General features: G+C 39.2%; 19 protein-coding genes and 1 riboswitch. Of the genes, 3 read left to right on the plus strand and 16 right to left on the minus strand.

Annotated elements, in window-relative coordinates; translation table 11 throughout:
- Positions 1 to 18: 18 nt before the first annotated feature.
- From dnaJ to gpr, 8 genes are all read right to left on the minus strand, one after another.
- Complete coding sequence (gene dnaJ / locus IHV09_RS13890; RefSeq protein ID WP_197133223.1) at positions 19 to 1,131, minus strand: molecular chaperone DnaJ; 1,113 nt, start codon at positions 1,129 to 1,131, stop codon at positions 19 to 21.
- 173 nt (positions 1,132 to 1,304) lie between these two features.
- Positions 1,305 to 3,134 (minus strand): molecular chaperone DnaK, encoded by a 1,830-nt coding sequence (dnaK, locus tag IHV09_RS13895; RefSeq protein ID WP_197133237.1) that lies wholly within the window; start codon positions 3,132 to 3,134, stop codon positions 1,305 to 1,307.
- Positions 3,135 to 3,168: 34 nt separating this feature from the next.
- Positions 3,169 to 3,741: a nucleotide exchange factor GrpE gene (grpE, locus tag IHV09_RS13900; RefSeq protein WP_197133240.1), complete on the minus strand. Its 573-nt coding sequence runs from the start codon at positions 3,739 to 3,741 to the stop codon at positions 3,169 to 3,171.
- Between the two features lie 25 nt (positions 3,742 to 3,766).
- Positions 3,767 to 4,792: a heat-inducible transcriptional repressor HrcA gene (gene hrcA, locus IHV09_RS13905; protein ID WP_197133243.1), complete on the minus strand. Its 1,026-nt coding sequence runs from the start codon at positions 4,790 to 4,792 to the stop codon at positions 3,767 to 3,769.
- Between the two features lie 80 nt (positions 4,793 to 4,872).
- The gene (hemW, locus tag IHV09_RS13910; protein ID WP_197133247.1) at positions 4,873 to 6,018 is read right to left on the minus strand and encodes a radical SAM family heme chaperone HemW; all 1,146 of its coding nucleotides are present in this window, start codon (positions 6,016 to 6,018) and stop codon (positions 4,873 to 4,875) included.
- A 74-nt stretch (positions 6,019 to 6,092) separates the two neighbouring features.
- The gene (gene lepA / locus IHV09_RS13915) at positions 6,093 to 7,931 is read right to left on the minus strand and encodes a translation elongation factor 4 (protein WP_066396318.1); all 1,839 of its coding nucleotides are present in this window, start codon (positions 7,929 to 7,931) and stop codon (positions 6,093 to 6,095) included.
- A 231-nt stretch (positions 7,932 to 8,162) separates the two neighbouring features.
- Positions 8,163 to 8,516 (minus strand): DUF3679 domain-containing protein, encoded by a 354-nt coding sequence (locus IHV09_RS13920; RefSeq protein WP_197264715.1) that lies wholly within the window; start codon positions 8,514 to 8,516, stop codon positions 8,163 to 8,165.
- Between the two features lie 68 nt (positions 8,517 to 8,584).
- Positions 8,585 to 9,694, minus strand: a complete 1,110-nt coding sequence (gpr, locus tag IHV09_RS13925) for a GPR endopeptidase (protein WP_197191441.1) — start codon at positions 9,692 to 9,694, stop codon at positions 8,585 to 8,587.
- A gap of 156 nt (positions 9,695 to 9,850) precedes the next feature.
- Here gpr and rpsT point away from each other — a divergent pair, with 156 nt between their 5' ends.
- Positions 9,851 to 10,117: a 30S ribosomal protein S20 gene (gene rpsT / locus IHV09_RS13930; protein WP_066291124.1), complete on the plus strand. Its 267-nt coding sequence runs from the start codon at positions 9,851 to 9,853 to the stop codon at positions 10,115 to 10,117.
- A gap of 393 nt (positions 10,118 to 10,510) precedes the next feature.
- On the opposite strand, the gene holA is transcribed toward rpsT, so the two are convergent.
- The gene (gene holA / locus IHV09_RS13935; protein WP_197191440.1) at positions 10,511 to 11,536 is read right to left on the minus strand and encodes a DNA polymerase III subunit delta; all 1,026 of its coding nucleotides are present in this window, start codon (positions 11,534 to 11,536) and stop codon (positions 10,511 to 10,513) included.
- A gap of 286 nt (positions 11,537 to 11,822) precedes the next feature.
- On the opposite strand from holA, the gene IHV09_RS13940 reads away from it, so the two are divergent.
- Positions 11,823 to 11,954, plus strand: coding sequence for a YqzM family protein (locus IHV09_RS13940; protein ID WP_082820577.1), 132 nt, complete (start codon positions 11,823 to 11,825; stop codon positions 11,952 to 11,954).
- A 37-nt stretch (positions 11,955 to 11,991) separates the two neighbouring features.
- Here IHV09_RS13940 and IHV09_RS13945 read toward each other — a convergent pair whose 3' ends face one another.
- The 3 genes from IHV09_RS13945 to IHV09_RS13955 form a co-directional block, all read right to left on the minus strand.
- Positions 11,992 to 14,280 (minus strand): DNA internalization-related competence protein ComEC/Rec2, encoded by a 2,289-nt coding sequence (locus IHV09_RS13945; RefSeq protein ID WP_255520098.1) that lies wholly within the window; start codon positions 14,278 to 14,280, stop codon positions 11,992 to 11,994.
- Positions 14,277 to 14,738, minus strand: coding sequence for a ComE operon protein 2 (locus tag IHV09_RS13950; protein ID WP_066396327.1), 462 nt, complete (start codon positions 14,736 to 14,738; stop codon positions 14,277 to 14,279). The genes IHV09_RS13945 and IHV09_RS13950 overlap by 4 nt, the downstream gene beginning before the upstream one ends.
- 69 nt (positions 14,739 to 14,807) lie before the next feature.
- Entirely contained in the window at positions 14,808 to 15,443 is a 636-nt protein-coding gene (locus IHV09_RS13955) for a helix-hairpin-helix domain-containing protein (protein WP_197264717.1), read from the minus strand.
- A 93-nt stretch (positions 15,444 to 15,536) separates the two neighbouring features.
- On the opposite strand from IHV09_RS13955, the gene comER reads away from it, so the two are divergent.
- Entirely contained in the window at positions 15,537 to 16,373 is an 837-nt protein-coding gene (gene comER / locus IHV09_RS13960; protein ID WP_197264718.1) for a late competence protein ComER, read from the plus strand.
- A 59-nt stretch (positions 16,374 to 16,432) separates the two neighbouring features.
- Here the strand turns inward: comER and IHV09_RS13965 are convergent, their stop codons facing one another.
- From IHV09_RS13965 to IHV09_RS13980, 4 genes are all read right to left on the minus strand, one after another.
- On the minus strand, positions 16,433 to 17,485 hold the full coding sequence (locus IHV09_RS13965) for a ribonucleotide-diphosphate reductase subunit beta (RefSeq protein ID WP_197133268.1): 1,053 nt from the start codon (positions 17,483 to 17,485) through the stop codon (positions 16,433 to 16,435).
- Positions 17,475 to 19,700 (minus strand): ribonucleoside-diphosphate reductase subunit alpha, encoded by a 2,226-nt coding sequence (locus IHV09_RS13970; protein ID WP_197264719.1) that lies wholly within the window; start codon positions 19,698 to 19,700, stop codon positions 17,475 to 17,477. Before IHV09_RS13970 ends, IHV09_RS13965 begins: the two co-directional genes overlap by 11 nt.
- Positions 19,701 to 19,831: 131 nt before the next feature.
- Positions 19,832 to 20,033, minus strand: a riboswitch (cobalamin riboswitch).
- A 57-nt stretch (positions 20,034 to 20,090) separates the two neighbouring features.
- Positions 20,091 to 20,876, minus strand: a complete 786-nt coding sequence (locus tag IHV09_RS13975; protein WP_197133274.1) for a 3-hydroxybutyrate dehydrogenase — start codon at positions 20,874 to 20,876, stop codon at positions 20,091 to 20,093.
- A 31-nt stretch (positions 20,877 to 20,907) separates the two neighbouring features.
- Positions 20,908 to 22,302, minus strand: coding sequence for a GntP family permease (locus IHV09_RS13980; RefSeq protein ID WP_197264720.1), 1,395 nt, complete (start codon positions 22,300 to 22,302; stop codon positions 20,908 to 20,910).
- Positions 22,303 to 22,609 lie beyond the last annotated feature (307 nt).

Here is a 22,609-nt window from a genome sequence, read left to right on the forward strand (position 1 = left end):
AGGTATTTCATATGGGTTTTATTCGCCTTTAAATGCGCGTTTTACTTTGTCGAAAAATCCATCTTGTTGCTCATCCGGCATGCTTCCGCTGATTTCTGAGAAGTCGCGCAGAAGCTGTTTTTGTTTTTCTGTTAGATTTTTAGGTGTGATGACTTTAATTTGAATGTGCTGGTCACCTTGACCTCTTCCGTGAACGTTCTTAACACCTTTTCCTCTTAAGCGGAAATGAGTTCCTGTCTGTGTACCTGCTGGTATCTTCAGCTTAACTTTTCCATATAGTGTCGGAACTTCAATCTCATCACCTAATGCGGCTTGAGAGAACGTTAACGGCATCTCACAAAGGATATCGTCTCCATCACGTTCAAAGAACTCATGATCTGCTACTTGGAAGACCACATAAAGATCACCAGCAGGACCGCCGTTCACCCCTGCTTCACCGTGTCCAGACATACGGATCTGCTGGCCGTTATCTACACCAGCTGGCACTTTAACAGAAATCTTCTTGTTTTTGCGCACTTTCCCATTACCATGACACGTCTTACATTTGTCTTTTATGATTTTTCCTGTTCCACTACAGTGGTTACATACTCGGCGATTAACAATACGGCCAAACGGTGTGTTCTGTTCAACATTCAACTGACCGCTTCCGTTACAATGTGAACACGTCTCAGGCTTTGTTCCTGGCTTTGCACCGGATCCATGACACGTTTCACAAGATTCTTCTGTAGGAATCTGTATTTCGGTATCTTTACCGAATACCGCATCTTCAAAAGATAGTCTAAGACCATACTGAAGATCGTTTCCTTGACGAGGACCGTTTGGATTTCTTCGTCCTCCTCCTCCACCAAAGAACATATCAAAAATATCGCCAAAGCCATCAAAACCAGCTCCGCCCCCACCGAATCCTTGGTTTGGATCGGTATGGCCAAATTGGTCATAATGTGCTTTCTTTTGAGGATCACTCAGTGTTTCATAAGCATCTTTTACTTCTTTAAATTTATTTTCCGCATCTGCCTCTTTATTTACATCTGGGTGATACTTTCTGGCAAGTTTACGGTATGCTTTTTTCACCTCATCGTTTGAGGCATTTTTATCTAATCCAAGTACTTCGTAATAATCTCGTTTACTCATATAGGACACTCCCGAATTCTCACATAAAAGTTATCTTACCATTGAATACCACCTGACTCAAGACGAAAACTGCAAAGGTTTTGTTACGTCTTAAGTCAAATTAACTAAAAAAGTCAACTCAGAAAAAAAGTCAAAGTCAAGATGACCTGACTTTGACTTTTATCTGCTAAGTGTTACTTTTTATCGTCGTTTACTTCTTCGTAATCAGCGTCTACGATGTTGTCATCGTTCTTCGTTGATTGTCCTTCTGCATCGCCCTGAGCTTGAGCTTGTTGAGCTGCTTGCTCATAAAGTTTTACAGAAAGTTGTTGAACGATTTCGCTCAATGCTTCTTTTTCTTTCTTAATCGTTTCGATATCGTCACCTTCAAGAGCTTTTTTCAAGCTCTCTTTTGCTTCTTCAGCTTTCTTCACTTCAGCTTCGTCTACTTTGCCTTCAAGGTCTTTCAACGTTTTATCAACTGTGAAAACAAGTTGATCTGCTTCATTTCTAGTGTCGATCTCTTCACGTTTCTTCTTATCCGACTCTGCATTTTCTTCAGCATCTTTTACCATGCGATCGATTTCTTCATCAGAAAGTCCTGTAGAAGATTTAATCGTAATGGATTGTTCTTTGTTCGTACCTAGATCTTTAGCACGTACGTTTACAATACCGTTCGCATCGATGTCAAAGCTTACTTCGATTTGAGGCACTCCGCGTGGTGCTGGTGGAATCTCAGATAACTGGAATCTTCCAAGCGTCTTATTGTGTGCTGCCATTTCACGCTCTCCTTGAAGAACATGGATATCTACTGACGTCTGGTTATCAGCAGCCGTTGAGAACGTTTGAGATTTTGAAGTTGGAATCGTCGTGTTACGATCGATTAATCTTGTAAACACGCCGCCCATCGTTTCAATACCTAATGAAAGTGGTGTTACGTCAAGAAGAACAACATCTTTCACATCTCCTGCAAGTACTCCACCTTGAATTGCAGCACCAAGTGCAACAACTTCGTCAGGGTTTACGCCTTTATGCGGATCTTTACCTGTGAACTTCTTGATTGCTTCTTGTACAGCTGGAATACGAGTTGAGCCACCAACAAGAATAACTTTATCAAGGTCAGATGGTGACATACCAGCATCATTTAGCGCTTGACGAGTAGGTCCCATCGTACGTTCAACTAAGTCTGAAGATAGATCTTCAAATTTTGCACGTGATAAGTTTAATTCTAAGTGCTTAGGTCCAGAAGCATCAGCTGTGATGAACGGTAGTGAGATTTGTGTAGATGTTACACCAGAAAGGTCTTTCTTCGCTTTCTCTGCAGCATCTTTTAGGCGTTGTAGTGCCATTTTATCTTGAGAAAGATCGATACCGTTCTCTTTCTTAAATTCGCTTACTAGATAGTCGATGATCACTTGGTCAAAGTCATCTCCACCAAGCTTGTTATCACCAGATGTTGCTTTAACTTCGAAGAAGCCATCTCCTAGTTCAAGGATGGAAACGTCAAACGTACCACCACCAAGGTCAAATACTAAGATTGTTTGGTCTTCATCTTTTTCAAGTCCATATGCTAATGCAGCTGCTGTTGGCTCGTTTACAATACGCTCAACTTGAAGTCCAGCAATCTGCCCAGCATCTTTAGTAGCTTGACGCTGTGCATCATTGAAATATGCAGGAACTGTAATTACCGCTTTTTCAACTTTTTCTCCAAGATAATCTTCGGCATGAGATTTTAATTTTTGCAGGATGATCGCAGAGATCTCTTGTGGCGTATAATCTTTGCCTTCAACTGTTTCTTTATGATCAGTTCCCATGTAACGTTTGATCGACATGATTGTGTTCGGGTTCGTTACAGCTTGTCGTTTTGCTACTTCTCCAACTGAACGATCTCCATCTTTGAAAGCTACAACAGATGGTGTTGTACGGTTACCTTCCGGGTTTGGAATAACTACCGCTTCTCCACCTTCCATAACAGCTATACAAGAGTTTGTTGTACCTAAGTCAATACCGATGATTTTACTCATGTTTTTTCCCTCCATCATTCATATGTAGTTTTATCTACGCGTTTACTTTTACCATCGCAGGTCGAATAACTCGATCTTTTAACATATAACCTTTTTGCAGTTCCTCAATAACTGTATTGGATTCTATTTCAGAATCTTCCACTTGCATAACTGCTTGATGCAGGTTGGGGTCAAACGTTTGACCGACTGACGGAATTTCTGTCAGACCTTCTTGTTTAAGTGCATCCGCTAGTTGACGATAAACCATTTCCATTCCTTGAATAAGGGTTTTGGTCTGATCGTTTGTAGCTTCAGTCTTCAAAGCACGCTCAAAGTTATCGAGTGCAGGTAATAACTGTTCAAGAAGACTTTGAGATTTATATTTAAGGCTCGCTGCCTGTTCTTCTCTTGTTCTGCGGCGGAAATTATCATAATCCGCTTGAAGGCGAAGATTTTTTTGGCTGGCTTCCTCAAGCTTTGCTTCTAGCTCTGAAATCCGTTGTTGTTCTTCAGTTAGAGGTTCTTCCGTAGTAGATTCCACTTCTTCAACAACAACTTCTTCTGTTTCTGTTACTTCTTCATTCACATCAGTTTGTGTTTGATCTTGAGTGATGTCCTCTTTGTTCATGCTTTCACCTCCCTAAAGTAATCCACTAATTTGAAAAATCGTTTAATATGTTGGTCATTTCCTTTGACAATGAATCTAATAATGAGATGACCTTTTGATATTCCATTCTGGTTGGACCGATTAATGAGATCGTACCTATATGTTTACCATGCATCGTGTAAGAGGCATTGATAACACTACAATTCTTCATCGCTTCATGCTCATTTTCTGTTCCGATCCTTATGGTAAGCCCTTTTTCTGTAGATGACACGAGCTTTTCCATTAAGTCACGCGTTTCTAAAAAATCTAGAAGCGGTCTAACTTTATCTAAATCTCGAAATTCAGGCTGAGAAAGCATATTTGTTTTCCCGCCATAAAAAAGCTTTTCCTTCTTGCTCCATAAAAGAAGCTGATCTAAGAATACGCCCATGTTTTGATAATCTTTAAGGTGTTTTTTAAACACCGCCGAAAGTTCTTTTTGTATCCGTGTGTTCAATTCTATCAATCGAACACCTGCAAGCCTTTCGTTTAGAATATTCACGAGCTTTTCTAGTTCTGAAGGTTCGATCGTATCAGGCAGTACAATCTGTCTGTTCTCAACATGTCCCGTGTTCGTCACAAAGATTGCCACTGCGACTTGGGAAGAGATCGGAATGATCTGCATGTGCTTTAACTTCATGTCTAATGCGTTAGGTCCTAACACTACAGATGTATAGTTTGTCAGATCTGATAGAATCTTAGCTGATTGATCAAATAATGCCTCTGCCTCCTGGACCTTTTCTGTAAATAAAAATTCTGAATGACCTATCTCACTCTCTTTCATAGAAAGAGAAGGAAGCAGGTGGTCCACGTAAAATCGATATCCTTTTTCAGATGGTATTCTACCAGATGATGTATGGGTTTTCTCTAGAAAGCCAAGATCCTCCAAGTCCGCAAGTTCGTTTCGAATCGTTGCGGGACTGTAGGTAATGTCCTCTCGTTTAGAGATCGTACGGGAACCCACAGGCTCAACATGCTTAATATAGTCATCTATTAAAACACGAAGAATAAAGAGTTGTCGTTCCGTTAACATACCATCACCCCACTTGTTAGCACTCTTAAAGAGCGAGTGCTAAATCTATAATATAAGTTACCAAAAGGTACTCTCCGTTGTCAATCTAAAACTACACCAATAAATTCTTGGAAGACTTCGTTGCCTAATGGTCTTCCATCCTTGGTTAAAACGAGCGTGTCTTCTCGCTGTTCTAGCCAGCCTTTTTGAATGAGTCTTTGAATAGGTTCTTTATAAATATCAAACATGGATCTGCCATATCGACTCATAAACGTCGTATCAGAAACACCTTCCTGTTTCCGAAGGCCCATGAACATTTCTTCTTCCATCTTTTCAGATAGTGGAACCTGATGTTCTTCGATATACGGAAAACCATGTTCCGCGACCAAGTTCATATATTGTTTTAGTGGACCCGCATTTCTTCTTCTTGTTCCTTCAACATAACTGTGAGCTCCAGCACCTATACCAAAATATTCGTTATTGTTCCAGTATTGGAGATTATGCTTGCTCTCAAACCCTGGAATTGCAAAATTGCTGATCTCATATTGTTTGAAACCTTTTTTATCAAGTGCCTCAATTAAATATTCATACATGGCAGCTTCAAGCTCTTGCTCCGGAAGAGTCAACTTTCCTTTTTGAGCCAAGTTATAAAAAACGGTTTTCTTTTCGATCTGCAGCGAATAAGAAGAAATGTGAGGAACATCTAATGCTAATGCTTCATCTACCGATTCCTTAAACATATCCATCGTTTGGCCTGGTAATCCAAACATGAGGTCAATCGACATGTTATCAATACCTGCTTTTTTTGCCTCTCTAACCGTAGAATAGATATCTTCTTTGTTATGTGTTCTGCCTAATTTTTTTAACAAAGAAGACTGGAAAGCTTGAACGCCAACACTTAGCCTGTTAACTCCATTCTCTTTTAACACTGCAATTTTTTCTTTTGTTGTCTGCTCTGGGTTCGCTTCAACAGTGAATTCTTTTAGGGATCTGTTACCTAGCACTTCATTCACATCACTCAAGAACGTCTGCAGCTGCTGTTCGCTCAAAGAAGTTGGTGTTCCACCACCTACGAAGATGGTTTCCATCTCATAATCCTTGAATCTCGTCGTTGTATGAATCATCTCTTTTTTCATAGATTGTAGATATTCATCCACTGGCTGCTGATGAATAAATATCTTGTTAAAATCGCAATAATGACAAATTTGTACACAGAATGGAATATGCAGATACGCCGCTTTTAGCAAGATGTTCACCGCCTTTTTTGTCTCATAAATTAGGAAAGACCGCTAGAATTGCCTTCGCGGTCTTATGTTGCTTTTTATTTGTTGTTATTATTTGTATCATCCATACGAAGAACCGCCATGAACGCTTCTTGCGGAACGTCTACTCGACCGATGGTCTTCATACGCTTCTTACCTTCTTTTTGCTTATCTAAAAGCTTACGCTTACGAGAGATATCTCCACCGTAACATTTAGCCAAAACGTTCTTACGTAATGCTTTAATGTTTGAACGAGCCACAATCTTCTGTCCGATTGCCGCTTGGATCGGCACTTCGAACTGCTGACGTGGAATAAGCTCTTTCAGCTTTTCAACGACTACCTTTCCACGCTCATATGCAAAATCTTTATGAACGATTACAGACAGTGCATCGATCTTCTCGTTGTTCAGTAATATTTCCATTTTAACCAGCTTAGATGGTTTATAACCAATCAATTCATAGTCAAGAGATGCATATCCCTTCGTACTCGATTTCAACTGATCAAAGAAATCATACACGATCTCTGAAAGAGGAATCTCATATAAAACATTTACACGGTTGTTTTCTAAATAGTCCATCGTCATGAAGATACCGCGTTTCTTTTGACAGATCTCCATAATCGTACCAACATAATCGTTCGGCGTCATGATAGATGCTTTAACATAAGGTTCTTCAACTACAGAAATCTTCTGTGCTTCTGGCATGTTCGCCGGGTTATCAACAATGATCTTCTCTCCATCCGTCATCGTAACATTGTAGATAACACTCGGAGCTGTCGCGATCAAGTCGATGTTGAACTCACGCTCGATACGCTCTTGGATGATCTCCATGTGAAGCAGTCCTAAGAATCCGCAACGGAAACCAAAACCAAGTGCTTGAGATGTTTCTGGCTCATATTGTAGAGCAGAATCATTTAACACTAATCGTTCTAACGCTTCACGAAGATCGTTATATTTCGCTGTGTCTACTGGATATAATCCGCAGTAAACCATCGGGTTCATCTTTCTATAACCAGGCAGAGGTTCAGATGCGCCTTTTACTGCACTCGTTATCGTATCCCCGACTTGTGTGTCTCCAACATTTTTGATCGAAGCGGTTAAGAATCCTACATCACCAACCGTTAAAAAGTCTTTTTGAACCGCTTTTGGTGTAAACACCCCAAGCTCAAGTACTTCAAACTCTTTACCTGTCGCCATCATCTTAATCTTATCGCCGACTTTCACTGTACCTTCAGCTACTCGAATATACGTAACAACACCTCTATATGGATCATAAAGAGAGTCAAAGATAAGTGCTTTTAACGGCCCTTCCGGATCACCAGGTGGCGCCGGTACTTTTGCTACGATCTGTTCAAGAATATCTTGAATACCGATACCCGCTTTAGCTGAAGCAAGTACTGCCTCTGACGCATCCAGTCCGATAACATCCTCAATCTCCTGACGCACACGTTCAGGCTCTGCACTTGGCAGATCGATCTTGTTGATAACCGGTAATATCTCTAGATCGTTCTCAAGTGCGAGATACACGTTTGCGAGCGTCTGTGCTTCAATCCCTTGAGCAGCATCCACGATAAGCAATGCTCCTTCGCAGGCTGCTAAGCTTCTAGACACTTCGTATGTAAAATCTACATGTCCTGGGGTATCAATTAAGTGGAACGTATAAATCTCGCCATCTTTAGCTTTATATTGAAGCTGAACGGCATTCAATTTAATCGTTATTCCACGTTCACGTTCAAGATCCATCGAGTCTAACAGCTGCTCTTTCATCTCACGCTGTGTTAGTGCACTCGTTTCTTCCAAAATTCTGTCCGCTAAAGTGGATTTCCCATGGTCAATATGTGCAATTATGGAGAAATTCCTGATCTTAGCTTGTCTTTTTAATTTTTCTTCTCTATTCATTATTACGTTCACTCCTACAATTTTAGGAAAAGTCACTAGCTTTGATTATAGCAATACAAAGTATCTGTTTCAATCACAACCTAAAAAAATAGGGTGAAGGCGCGTTTTACGTTCATAGTAACTTTTTACAAAATTTTATTCTGTTCATTTTGATCATTTTTAAATTCTATGGTGAATGGTGAAAGTCATTTAAACAAAAAGAACCGATAAAGGATAGAATCCTCTATGGTTCTAGGGTGAAAATACAGCTAGCATCTCACTAATGATAACACCAAATATAGAGATCATGACACCAAAAGCTGATGAAATCCACGATGTAAGTCTTTGTCCAAGTGCTGAAAACACATTGAACGAATCTATTTTACTTAACGTTTCTTGTTTCGCTTTTATATCATGACTTGTTGCTGAGACAGGGTTTTGTTTCGTTTCTTCTTGTTTGATTGAAGGATTTGAACTTGATTCAACACTTTCTTGTGAAGAGCCTTTTAGCTCATCCATTTCAAAGTGTGCTTTTTGAATACCAAATAAAACCCCAAATAAAAGAATAGTTACCAGTCCGAAACACTTTAACATAAATTTTGTCATGATCATTCCTCCATGTGGGGATATACGATTTCAATTTATGCACAAGCTTGTCCAAACATGACTAAAACTTAATGTGTATAAGCAGAAGTATTTCCTTGATCGATTCCACCATGAAGAGCTGTATTTAAACCATTCGCCAAAACATTAGCCATGTCCTCAATAAACACATCAACTTCTTTAGGTGTGACCATCAAGTTATGTCCGATCGGCGCGAGCACTTCACGAATCAATCGAAGCTTTTCATCTTCTTCTAAGACACCAACAATTCCTAAGAACGATTTACGATGATCTTCCTCTGGCAAATCATCGTCAGTAAGTACTTTCTTTTCCCCAAACGTCATACCCGCTGGCAAGAGGGATTTAGAAGGTTTATCCTTCTCATTCATCTCACGCCCAAAGTGCTTGAGGATAAAATCGATCGTATCACTTGTGATCGTTGCCGCATCAACAACTGTGGGAATGCCTATAGAGATAACCGGTATACCTAACGTTTCTTTGCTAAGCTCTTTACGCTTGTTTCCAACACCCGATCCCGGATGGATACCTGTATTTGAAACCTGAATCGTAGCATTCACTCTTTCAATCGAACGAGAAGCTAGCGCATCGATTGCAATGACAAAGTCCGGATTTGCCTTTTTTACGATACCATCGATGATATCACTCGTTTCTATACCTGTAATGCCCATTACTCCAGGCGAAATCGCACAGACCGGTCGAAAGCCCTCTTCAACGTTTTCGGGAGCTAACTCGAACAGGTGCTTTGTGATCGTCAAATTTTCAACAACTAAAGGTCCCAAAGAATCTGGCGTTACATTCCAATTCCCTAACCCCACAACGAGACAAGTGTCATCCTGTTTGATGCCTTGTTCTTTTAAGAATGAATTAAAATCATGCGCAAATACTTCTTGTACGCGTTCTTGAAGTTTTGAATCTTTTTCACGAATTCCTTGAACTTCAAAAGTGACATACACGCCTGCCTTTTTCCCGGTAGTCTCTGCTCCCTTTTCGTCGATCTCTACTCTAACGATCTTGATACCATCTCTATCTTTTTCATGTATAATGACACCCTCTAGCGTGCTTTTATTAACAACTTCATCTTCTTTTAATAGCATATCGTGCGCTTCAATAGCCAAATCCGTTCGCACAGAATAGGCTGACAAGTCTAAATCCTTACCCATAATCTACCACCTTCCTTTGTATTATTTTTGCCGCAACTCTTCCTTTTCATTCTTGTATTGCATTTAGAGGGCGATTTTGATAGAATACTTTGTGTCCTATTTTTTGCAACGGAAAGTAATTTTGTTGCTCATGGTTCATTTAGGGAGGTGAATGGATTGGCTAATATTAAATCAGCGATTAAACGTGTAAAAACTAACGAAAAGCGTCGTGCACACAACGCTTCACTAAAGTCTGGCATGCGTACTGCTATCAAAAACTTTGAAGCACTTGCAGCTTCAAACAATGCAGAAGGTGCTCAAGCAGCTTTTGTTACTGCTTCTAAGAAGATTGACAAAGCAGCAAACAAAGGACTTATCCACAAAAATGCAGCTTCTCGCCAAAAGTCTCGTCTTGCTAAGGCTTTAAACGGTGTTAACGCATAAATTGAAGGATGAAACCCGAAAAACGGCCTTACACCAATAGGTCGTTTTTTTATTTTGCAGAACTTTTTATAAAAGCCAGCTCATCTTAAGCAGATGAGCTGGCTTTTAGTATGTTTGTACATCGAAACTGTTACATTATGGAGTTCATTCATGTGCCACTTATACCTCATTAATTCTAGATTTTTCAGTATCAATTCTAGAAATTCAGGCGTTAATATGGCGAGTTTTTATGGTATTCCAGCGAGTTTTTTTAGCTTAATTCGGCGAGTCGTCATATCTAGTCAAATATTCAGCTTTTTATACACTCACCCTTCACCTACAAAGTATGCAAAAATTTCTTATTCATAAAAAAAACCTCTTTTTCAACGTCCGAAAAGAGGTTTTGAGACACACTCATGAGCCTTGTGAGAGTTTTACGATTTCCAACTCCAGTAAAAGTACTTTGTCCATCTGGCCTGTTTTTAATTTATAATCGGTTTCTGCAAATTCATTCAGACAGTTACGAAGAAAAACTTCATGAAATCGATTGGCATGCTTTGCAGCCAACTTTACTGCGTAAGGATGTAATTTTAGTGAAGAAGCAATTTGCTTTTCTCCATATCCTTTCTTCTGCAGTTCTTTAACACCGTTAATCATTCTAAATTGCCTCGTAATCAAAGCGTGGATTTGAATCGGCTCTTGATTTTGTTTCATAAGATCATAAAAGCTTCTAAGAGCTTGTTCTGTTCTTTTATGCACCACATGATCAACTAATGCAAACACGTCATCTTCAAGAGTTCTAGCCACTAATGAATCCACGGTTTCCTTTGTGATAACTCCATTCACACCTACAAAGAGTGCCATCTTTTCCATTTCTTTCGCTAATACAGCCATATGTGTACCTAGCCTTGATAGAAGCAGTTGTATCGCTTCTCCATCGATGGAGACCTCTAAATTCACAGCTTCTTTTTGAAGCCATTTTTCAGCGGTATCATTACTAAGCCCTGAAACCTGAATCACTTCGGCTTGCGCTTTTACCTGTTTTACTATCTTCTTTCTTTCATCGAGCTTTTCGTGAGGAACTACAATGACTAACGTTGTGTAATCTGCAGGATTTTGTATGTATTGTTCAAAAACTTTGAAATCGTGTTCGATTTTTGTTTTTTCTTTAGCAGCAGTTAAAAATGTTGCGTTCTTTATAACGACAACGCGACGTTCTCCCAAGAACGGCATTGTTTCTGCGTCTTCCATTATTTCTTGAACCGAGATTTCATCCAAATTATGTACACTTAAGTTAAAGTCCTTTTCATCAGGAGACAAAAGGCTTGATATGGTTTGTATAGCTTCTTCCGCTAAATATGTTTCCGTGCCCCAAATCAGATAGATCGGAGATGTCTCTTTGTTCTTAATCTTCTTTTTTAACGTTTCTACTGTAAGCACCTTTTTCACCTCTATCTCTTATCCTATGAGGAACTAAGGGCATTTGCAAGCAAAAGAAGGAACAGCGCATATGTCTGTTCCTTCATTTATGATAAACACTAACACCAAAACGATATAATCGTTCGAGGCTAGCTTTAATAGGATATCCTATGCATTTTTAAAATATTGGTGACAACGAATCTCATCTTTGGTAAGTTTTAGATAAAACACATAAAAGAAAGCATTTTCAGTATGGATTTTTTAAAAATGATAACGTATACTAAGGATGGATTAGGAGGGTTGTCACATGAACCATTTCGAAAAAGATGTACAGAGTAAGCGTAACGACCTTATTGATTCCGGCATGGGCTTTGTTGTATCATTTGGATTCTTTACGGTAATCTTCGCCATCGGAGTCATTCTAAAAGCAATCGCATAATACATAAAAAAAAGACCGAATTGTTTCGGTCCTTTTTTTATTGTGCAGTTATAACTTTTAACCCTGCTTTATCTACCACAAATGAAATATCACCATGTTGATCTGTCCGAAAAATGAAAATACCTCTTTCCCTTAACCTCTTCAAAACTTCTAGAGCAGGATGGCCATACATGTTATTTTCGCCTGCAGATATAATTCCATATCGAGGAGAAACACTGTCTAAGAAAGATTCAGTTGAAGATGTCATACTTCCATGATGACCGACCTTGAGGACATCCGACTTTATTCTTGGAAAACTATTTATTACCTCAGTCTCAGCTTCTTCTTCTATATCACCTGTAAATAAAAATGTACGATCGTACACCTTCACCCAGAGAACGATAGAGTTATTATTTGAGGTACTTTCTTTGACTCCAGGATGTAAAACTAAAAATAGCGTGTGTACCGATTCCCACTGCATACCTTTTGCCAGCTTTACCACATTTATATTGTTTCTTGTTGCAGCGGCTTGAATAAGTGTCTCAATATTATTTTCTGTTTGTTTAAGGGGTAAAAAAACATTGTTAACTTTAATATTATCGAGCAAAAACTCTCCTCCACCAGCATGATCCAAATCTCCATGAGTAATGATCAATCCATCTAAATGTCGAATACCTCTCGCTTTTAAGAACGGATATACTACTTCTTTCGTAACGTCATATCCTACCTCTCTTTTTTCCCAATCCTCTTGATCGAAGGAGACAGAGCCGCCAGTATCAATCAAATATACTGCTTTTCTGTAGGGTAGCTCAATGAGAATACTATCGCCTTGTCCTACATTAATAAAAGATACCGTTGCTTTTGGATTCACATATGGCAGTCCCCAATGAATGAAACAGATCAAGAGAAACGGAATAGTGATCACTATGCTGATACGCTTACTTATTTCCCACTTATATAGAAAGTAGACTATCGCAACAAAATACAGTACAAATATCCAATGATCTGGTCTTCCTAAAACAATAGACATCTTTAGAAATTGTGCCTTTTCCATGAACAAGACTGAAAAATTAAACAAGTATTCTATAATCTCTTTAACAATCAGAATAGCTTTTGGTACAGACAGAGAAAGTATCAGAATAAAAAAAGAAATAGGGAACAAAACCATCGATACGAAAGGAATGTATATGACATTGAAGGGAATCGACAATAAGGAAAACTCAAAAAAGTGATAAAGAATAATCGGAAAGGAAAATAAGGAACAGATAAAAGAAGTCATGATAAGCAATTCAATAGCTGAAGAGTTTTCAAGAACGTATACAGAAGTGATCAAAACGAAGGTCATTAAAAAAGAAAGTTGAAATCCAAGGTCTAAAGCAAATGAAGGATCGTAGCTTAGCATCCCGATACATACAAATGACAAGAGGGTCACAGGGTGCACTTTTCTTCTAAACATCATGATTACTATCACGATCATGCCCATCATACCCGCTCTTATAATGGAGCTCTCAGCTCCTGTTAGAACAATGTAGATCGGCAAGAAGAGAATGATTAGGGTGTAGGCTACTTCTATTACCACCCCTAGCCGAACAAGGAATAAATACAAGAAGTAAGTTACAATTCCAACATTGAATCCTGAGACTGCTAATAGATGCGTCAGTCCTAGTCCTTGATAATGCTGAAGTGTTTCTGCTTCTATTCCATCTCTATAACCAAAAAGTAAGGCGTTCATCAACCCTGCTGTATTTTTAGAGAAATGACTTTCTAACTCTTTAATACTCTTGCTTCTCCAAGTATTTATTTGTTCAAGAACATTTGGATCATCTGCTTCTTTACAGTGATCCAAATCAAACTCAGCCGTTCTTAAGGTCCAATAGATATTGTTGTTCCTCAAATACTCACGATAATCCATTCCATAAAAATGGCTATTCCTCCTGGGTTCCTGAAGTTTCCCTTTTAAAGTACACGTCAAATTTATACGAAGATTTCTGAGCTGGTCCTTTTCAGCTGCTGATTTAATTTTATGATGAACAACAATCGTTTCATCAAAGGTTACAAGTTCAAAACTTAGTAGGTTTCCGTCTATTTTGGGGATTGATTTTACCTTGCCTGAGAATATCATTTGTTTCTCTGGAAGCTTTGAGAAACTTTTAGTGTTATCGTACTGAGAATAAATAAAGAAGATTGGGAGAAAAACGAGGATGTATACTGATTTTTTTCTGATCTGTAAAACCATAACGATAACCAGGAAAGCCGTAATAACTAACCCGGTTATCGAAGGGTTCTGAGAAAGCCAGATCCCATAAAATGCAGAGCATGCACTCAGGACAACATGTCTAGGGTTCATGCTTTATGAGTAAGAAATGTTGAAGGCAAGAAGTTCATCTCCACTTTCTCAACGATTACTCCCGCTTCTTTAAACTGTTCAATGCTATAGGGGTGATTTTTATAGTCCTGACCATAATAGATTTTTTTAATACCGCTTTGAATGATTGATCTGCAACAATGCAAACAAGGAAAGTGGGTCACGTACATTTCGGCACCTTCTGTCGGTACACCGAACTTCGCGCATTGCAGTAGAGCGTTCATCTCTGCATGAATGGTCCTTACACAATGACCATCTATTACATAGCAGCCTTCATCAATACAATGAACACCCCCTGAGATCGAGCCATTATACCCTCCAGCGATAATCCGTTTATCTCTTACAATCGTTGCTCCTACAGCTAATCTGGTGCACGTACTTCTAAGTGCGAGCAATTGGCTCTGTGCCATATAATATTCGTTCCACGATATTCGCTGCAACGCTAAACGCCTCCTCTATTTCTATATCCTAAGTGTAGTATTCGTCTTTTTGTGGGTCAATAAAAACCCTTAATCAAAACGAATTTGATCTTTCCATTGTTCAATCGTCTTCTCTCCTATTCCTCTTACTTCTAATAACTGTTCTAAGGAGGTAAAAGGACCATTCTCTTCACGATAGGAGATAATGCTTTGCGCTTTTGCAGGACCCACTCCATTTAGAGTTTGGAGCACCGTTTCATCAGCAGAATTGATGTTAACTAGCGTGCTGTTTTCTTCCACAGGATTACTTGCTGCTGGCTGCAACTCATACTTTTCACCTTTCTCAGCTACATACACGATCATCTCATCGGAAATTTTTAACGCTTGATTGACCGAACGAACCTCCGCTCCATCTTTAAAGCCCCCTGCCATCTGTATAGCATCCAACACTCGGTCTCCTTCTTTCAACTCGTATACGCCTGGACGCTTTACACTTCCCTGAACATCGACCATAATTTCAGCCTCTTTTTGGATCTTATCTTCCTTCTTTCGTTTAGGCTTATCAATGTGAATTGGCGATTCCGATTCCATTTGTATAGGTATTTGTGAAGTTATAGGCATATTTGGTTCACTTTGAAAATAATTGAATAGAGATACAATTATTGCAAGGATGAGCAGTATACCACCTCCAATAATCCAGTTCATATGTCGCTTTAACTTTTCCATAAATTCACCTTCTTAACTAGGCTTGAACTTGCAAAAAAACATATTTGATACACTGCGTGCATAAATTTGAACGTAGAGGAAGGAGGTTCAGATATGAAGGTTGGAATTATCGGAACCGGAAATATGGGAAGCGTTCTTGCTTCTTCTTTTATCGAATCTTCAGCCATTTCGCCATCAAGGCTCATGGTCACTAACCGCACTCTGTCTAAAGCTGAGAGGCTGCAGAATGTCTATCCAAAAATGAAGGTTGGAAATAATCCTGAAGAAGTTTTCCGTTTTGCTGAAATTGTGTTCATATGTGTGAAGCCGCACGAGTTCTATTCGTTGCTATCTAGCAATAAAAGCTCCATCTCTAAACATCAGTTGCTCGTTTCTATTACGAGTCCTATTTCCTGTGAACAGTTGGAAGATCTACTAGATTGCAATATTGCAAGAGCTATTCCGAGCATCAATAACCGGGCACTAGCTGGATCATCACTTGTATCATTCGGAAAAAGGTGCCACGCTGATTACAAAGAAAAGCTGCTTTCTTTAATGAGCTATATCTCTACACCTCTTGTTATCGATGAAAATATCACTCGTATCTCTTCTGATATCGCAAGCTGCGGTCCTGCGTTTATCGGTTATGTCCTGCAATGCTTTATTAACTCAGCAGTCGATCAAACTGAAATCACTAAAGCTCAGGCCACTCAACTGGCAAGCGATATGATCATCGGAATGGGGAAACTACTTGAGAAAGATATTTATACGTTGCCTACACTCATTCAAAAGGTATGCGTAAAAGGCGGTATTACAGGAGAAGGCATTAAGATTCTGAGCAATGAGGTCGATGAAGTATTCGATCATGTCATTAAACGTACACATGAAAAATATCATGAAGAATGTGAAAAGGTGAGTCAGCAGTTTGAAGTGAAAGAAGAGCTTAAGTAATTTCTATCGTCATTATAAAACATCTAAAAAAAGAAAGCCGGGACCTAGATCCCGGCTTTCTAAAGTTCATCGAAACCATTTTCATCAGAAACTTTAGTATATTGTCTCGATTTCTGTTCAAAAAAATCACTTTTTCCAGAATTCACATCAGAATAAGCCTTTATCCAAGGAAGTGGATTTTTATTGTATTCTGGATAAAGCTTGTTAAATCCTAATTCGTTCAATCGTTTATTCGCCATGAATTTAATATAAGCTTCTAAATCGGATTCATGGATGCCTTCAAATGAATTTCCTATTATATACTTACTCCATTTGATCTCGAGCTCCGCCGCTCGCTGAAACGTGTTTTTCGCAAACATCTCCAGCTCTTCATCTCTTAAATGCGGATCTTCTTCTATTACGGCTTTAAAAATTTGCGTAAACAGATAAACATGCAGCTGCTCATCCCTATTAATATAGTTGATCATCGTTGAAGTCGAGACCATCTTTTGATTTCTGGCCAAATTATAGAAGAAGCTAAAACCGGAATAAAAATTTAATCCTTCAAGAATCACGTCGTAAATAATAGATTTCAAAAAGGATTGAGGCGTAGGATTATGAAGGAACTCCTCATAGCCTTCAACAATGAAATCATTCCTCTCTCTTAGCACGGCATCTGTTTTCCAGTATTCAAATATCTCATCCTGCTTGGACTTCGGTACTAAAGAGGACAACACATATGAATATGACTGATTATGAACGACTTCTTGAAAAGATAGCGTGGCCATGAGTGCAGCAAGACTTGAATCTGTTAAGTAGGCTGCTACTTTGCTTGAATAATCCGTTTGAACACTATCTAAGAATGCCAATAACCCTATGATTTTATTAAATGTATCTTGTTCTTTTTCGCTCAAGCTAACATATTGTTTGCTGTCACTCGACATATTTATTTCAAACGGTGTCCAAAAATTGGCTAACATGTTCTTATATAAAGGGTAAGCCCATTTATATCTCACATCGTCCCAGTTTAGAATATTAGAACTCTTACCATTTATGATACCTGTAGATCGATTAGGAGCTTCCACATCATAGATTTTTCTCTCTTTGAGTAGTTCAACCTCTTTAACTTTCACAGCTTTCACATCCTTCTAACTCAATCGATGTAGATCGGGTATAATACGTAGTCTTCAATCCTTTTTTAAAGCTGAGCATATGCAAGTGCAACAGATCCTTTGCCTTTATATTGTGATTGACATAAAGATTAAACGAAATGGACTGATCCACGTGTCTCTGCCTAGCTGCGTTCTGTTCAATACTCCATGTTTGATCGATTAAGAACGCAGATTTATAAAACCAAGTTGTGTCTGCATTCAAGTCAGGAGCGGTTACAGGTATTTTGTAATTCTTTTTTTCTTCAGAATAGAATTTTTTAAATATAGGATCTACACTCGGTGTCGAATTTGCGATGATCGACGTTGATGAATTCGGTGCAACCGCAATGAGGTATCCATTCCTTAAGCCGTGCATATTAACTCGTTTTTTTAGACTACTCCATTCTTCAGAGGAATAGTTACGCTTCGAAAAGTAGTTTCCTGTTTCCCAATCTGAACCTGAAAATGCCGGATATCTTCCCTTTTCTCTCGCAAGCTCACAACTAGCGTTGATTACATGAAAATTAATAATTTCATAAAGGTTATCAGCGTACGAAACAGCTTCTTCACTTTCCCACTTGATTCCCTCTTTTGCTAAAAGGTGGTGCCATCCAAACGTACCTACACCGACCGCACGATATTTCTTATTTGTAAGTTCTGCTTGAGGTACATCTATGCGATTTAGATCAATAACGTTATCTAGCATTCGGATTTGAATATCAATGACTCTCTTTAATACTTGATCATTGATCACTTTAGCAAGAGAAAGAGATGACAGATTACAGACGACAAAGTCTCCTGGCGTTTTTCTGATAACAATTTCTCCATCCTCTGCCTCCTCTGAAGTGACAACCGTTGCAGACATGTTTTGCATAATCTCTGTACACAGATTAGATGCATAGACCATCCCTTTGTGAGAATTCGGATTTAAGCGGTTTACAGTATCTCGATAGAACATGAACGGTGTTCCGGTTTCAAGTTGCGACTTCATGATCCGTTTCATGATCTCAATAGCAGGAATGGATTTTTTTGAAAGTCTCTCATCCTCTACACAATCAGCATATTTTTCTCTAAAGCTTCCTGACCCAACCGTTTCATCATAGAAATCTTCTAACGAATAGCCTTTGATTCTTCTTACCTCATGAGGATCGAACAGATACCAATCCTCTCGTTTTTCCACGCGCTCCATGAAAAGATCTGGCAGACACACACCTGTAAAAAGGTCATGCGTTCTCATTCGTTCATCACCATTGTTTAACTTTGCATCTAAAAACTCCAAGATGTCTTTATGCCAAATATCCAGGTAGACTGCAATCGCGCCTTGTCTCTGTCCAAGCTGATCTACAGAAACGGCCGTGTTATTTAACTGCTTCATCCACGGTATTACACCTGATGAGTTTCCTTTGAATCCTTTTATGTCAGAACCTCTTGCTCTAATCTTACCGAGATAGATACCAAGTCCGCCGCCACCTTTCGAAACAGTTGCAGCATCTGTATTAGAATCAAAGATCCCTCTTAAACTATCGTCGATCGTATCAATAAAACAAGAACTAAGCTGCCCATAACTCTTGCCTGCATTCGCTAAAGTCGGGGTGGCAACCGTCATATAAAGGTTCGAGAGAGCCCAGTATGCTTCTTCGACTAATTGAAGTCTATTCGATGGATTCTCGTCTCTCATTAAAAACAACGCGATCAGCATCCAGCGTTCTTGTGGCAATTCATAAATTTCGTGATTGAACCCTTTTGCCAAATATCGATCAGCAAGCGTTTTGAGTCCGATGTATGTAAATAGCTTATCTCTCGTAGGGTCTATCATGTTTTCAGCATTCTCCAACTCTTCCTTAGAGTACGCAGATAGAATGGTATCATCATAGATATTCAAACTTACTAACTTAGAGATCAAGCCATAAAGGTTCGTATATGGACGTTTTTCTGCTTCAGCACGATTGATCATGACTTCTTCATATAATTCCTTTAAATAGATTTGCGATGCCACAAATGTCCACTGTGGCTCTTCTGCATTTAATCCATTTAAAGCTTCCATGATTAACTGTCTGTAAAGTGAACTTGACACTCCTGTATGAGTTTCCATTTTCTCAGCATTTTTTAGAAAAGTTTCAGCTTGTATGTTCGGAAAATTTTCGACACAACTCCTTAACCACTCCCCGAGTAAAGAGTTTTCAGTTGTCATTTTCATATTAAATACACTCCCTAGTCATAATAAAAACCCTCTTCCATCAGGAAGAGGGTGAAAGAATGACGTGTATTTCGACGGACAATCGTCCGCATAAAACAGCCGCTGTTCTTTCTCCCAATCCCCGAGGAAAAGAAAATAGGAGTCTTCAGGCAGGTCTACTGGCTTTTGCTTCTTCCTACTTTGGGCCTTCCCATACAGCAGTCATTATAAATAACTGATCCGTACAGTGGCTATTCCATTTCGTCCACAATTACAGTTGCGGGGACAGCTTCGGCATTGCACCGAATTCCCTTTTCAGCCGGATATTCCGGCACCTGAATTCTCCATATATAGGTTTGTACTATATACTTTGACACTAAATATAGTGAATGTCAATAAATTATCTATCGTTTATTGTGCGACATATCCTCCGTCGATCACAATCGCTTGCCCTGTAACACCTTTCGCATTCTCACTTGAAAGAAAGAGTGCGTAATCTGCAATTTCCTGAACATCTAACAATCTTTTTTGTGGAACAAGAGGATAGATTACTTCTTCCAAAACTTTTTCTAACTCTACGTTTCTCGTTTTCGCCAGATCTTCTAATTGCCCTCTTACAAGAGGTGTGTCAACATATCCAGGACAAACCGCATTTACCGTTATTCCATGTGATGCACCTTCTAAGGCAGCCACCTTTGTTAAACCAATAACTCCATGCTTCGCACTGTTGTAAGCAGATTTCCCCGCAAAACCTACAAGCCCATTTATGGACGCCATGTTGATGATGCGTCCGAACCGTTGTTTCTTCATGATTGGAAACACATGTTTAGTTGCTATAAATGGAGCGGTAAGCATGACACTGATTAATTGCTGGAATTTCTCAGTCGGGAATTCTTCAAGTGGAGATACATACTGCAATCCTGCATTGTTGATGAGCACATCGATGCGTCCGAATTGTTTCAGTGTTTCGTCCAACGCTTTTGTTATATCTTCCTCCGTGGTCACATTACAGCCAAGTCCGATTGCTTCAAGACCATCTTGAGCCAACAGTTGTGCAGATTCCTTTGCTTTCTCATCATTCAAATCACTGATCACGACTTTTGCTCCTTGTTCAGCAAAAGCCTTTGCTAACTGCAAACCGATTCCACTGGCTGCTCCTGTAATAAAAACAACTTTCCCCTCAACAAACGCTCTCATGGAATTATTACTCCTTTTTTAGAATAATGGTTTAAACGATACCAAATCCGTAATACAAACCAATGATTACAAACACGGCTATCGTTTTAATGATCGTCATAGCAAAAATATCGATATATGCCTGTTTGTGAGTTAAACCTGTAACGGCTAACAACGTAATAACAGCACCGTTGTGAGGGAGTGTATCCATTCCACCACTCGCCATAGAAGCAACACGGTGAAGTACTTCTGTATCAATTCCTAGTTTGTCTGCTTGTGCGATATACGTTTCACTCATCGTTGCGAGTGCAATACTCATCCCGCCAGACGCTGATCCTGTAATACCTGCTAACGTCGTAGTCGTAACCGCTTCATTGATCAACGGGTCTTTAATCGTATTCGACATCGCTGAGTTTACTGCAGTAAAGCCAGGAAGTGCTGCGATCACACCACCAAATCCATACTCTGATGCTGTATTTAATGTTGCCAGTAACGCTCCGCCAATGGATAGATTAATTCCTTTATTAAAGTTGTTTTTAATTCTCTTGAAAGAGAACAAAAGAACTGTAACGATACCAATGATCAAAGCTCCTTCAACTGCCCATACAGCAGCAAGTGATGGGATCTGAATCTCAGGCACGTTCTTCATACCAATAGCAGAAAAATCAAACGTCTTACCGTAATACTGTGGAATTAAGACGGTGAACCATTTATTGAACACTCCTACTAGAATAAGCGGAAGAATCGCTATGAAAGCATTTGGTAGATTTTCAGAATCTAGCTTTTCAGGCTCATTGGTATGTCCTGTTCCGTATCCTTCACCTTTTGCAGCCGCTTGTCTACGTCTCCACTCAAGGTAGATCATACCCAATATGAAAACAAACAGTCCTCCGATAAACCCGAGCCACGGTGCAGCCCATGTTGTTGTTCCGAAGAAAGATGTAGGAATTATATTTTGAATTTGCGGACTCCCTGGAAAAGCGTCCATTGTAAAAGTAAAAGCACCTAACGCAATCGTACCCGGTATGAGTCTTTTAGGAATATCAGCAAGTTTAAAAAGTTCAGATGCAAACGGGTAGAGAGCAAAAGCAACAACAAACAGAGAGACCCCACCATACGTTAAAATTGCCCCAACAAGTACGATTGCAAGCATTGCTCTAGCAGGTCCGATCAGTTTGATGACAAACTGAGTGATTGATTTTGCAAATCCTGACATTTCAATAACTTTCCCGAAAATCGCCCCTAGTAAGAAGACCGGGAAATAGAGTTTAATAAAACCAACCATTTTCTCCATGAACACTCCTGAGAAAAAAGGCAATACGTGACCAGGTTCAGTAAGCAATACAGCAAACAACGCAGCGATCGGCGCGAATAAAATAACGCTGAATCCTCTGTAAGCTACGAACATTAAGAAGAATAAAGCTAATAAAATAATAATAATGTCCATTTTCAAATTCCCCCATTCTATCCATTTAACATTTTTGAAGCGCTTTCATTTTTTTAGCATCATCACCTTTCCATATCATTTACACCCTATAATTCATTTGCAAGTTTCATGCCAACATCAGAACGTATAAGGGGTATACATCACCCTATTATTTTTCCGGAAAAACGGAAAAATAATATCGATACTTAAACTTTGTGATTATAGAAAGTTAGAATATAACATAGATGACACTTGGAAATCTCATTTAATTAATAAAATGAATCATTCCGAAAATCCGGAAGGGTGTTCCGTTTTTTCGGAATAGAAG

Origin of the sequence: Fictibacillus sp. 23RED33 (genome assembly GCF_015903925.1) — a bacterium.
Classification (GTDB): Bacteria; Bacillota; Bacilli; order Bacillales; family Fictibacillaceae; genus Fictibacillus; species Fictibacillus phosphorivorans.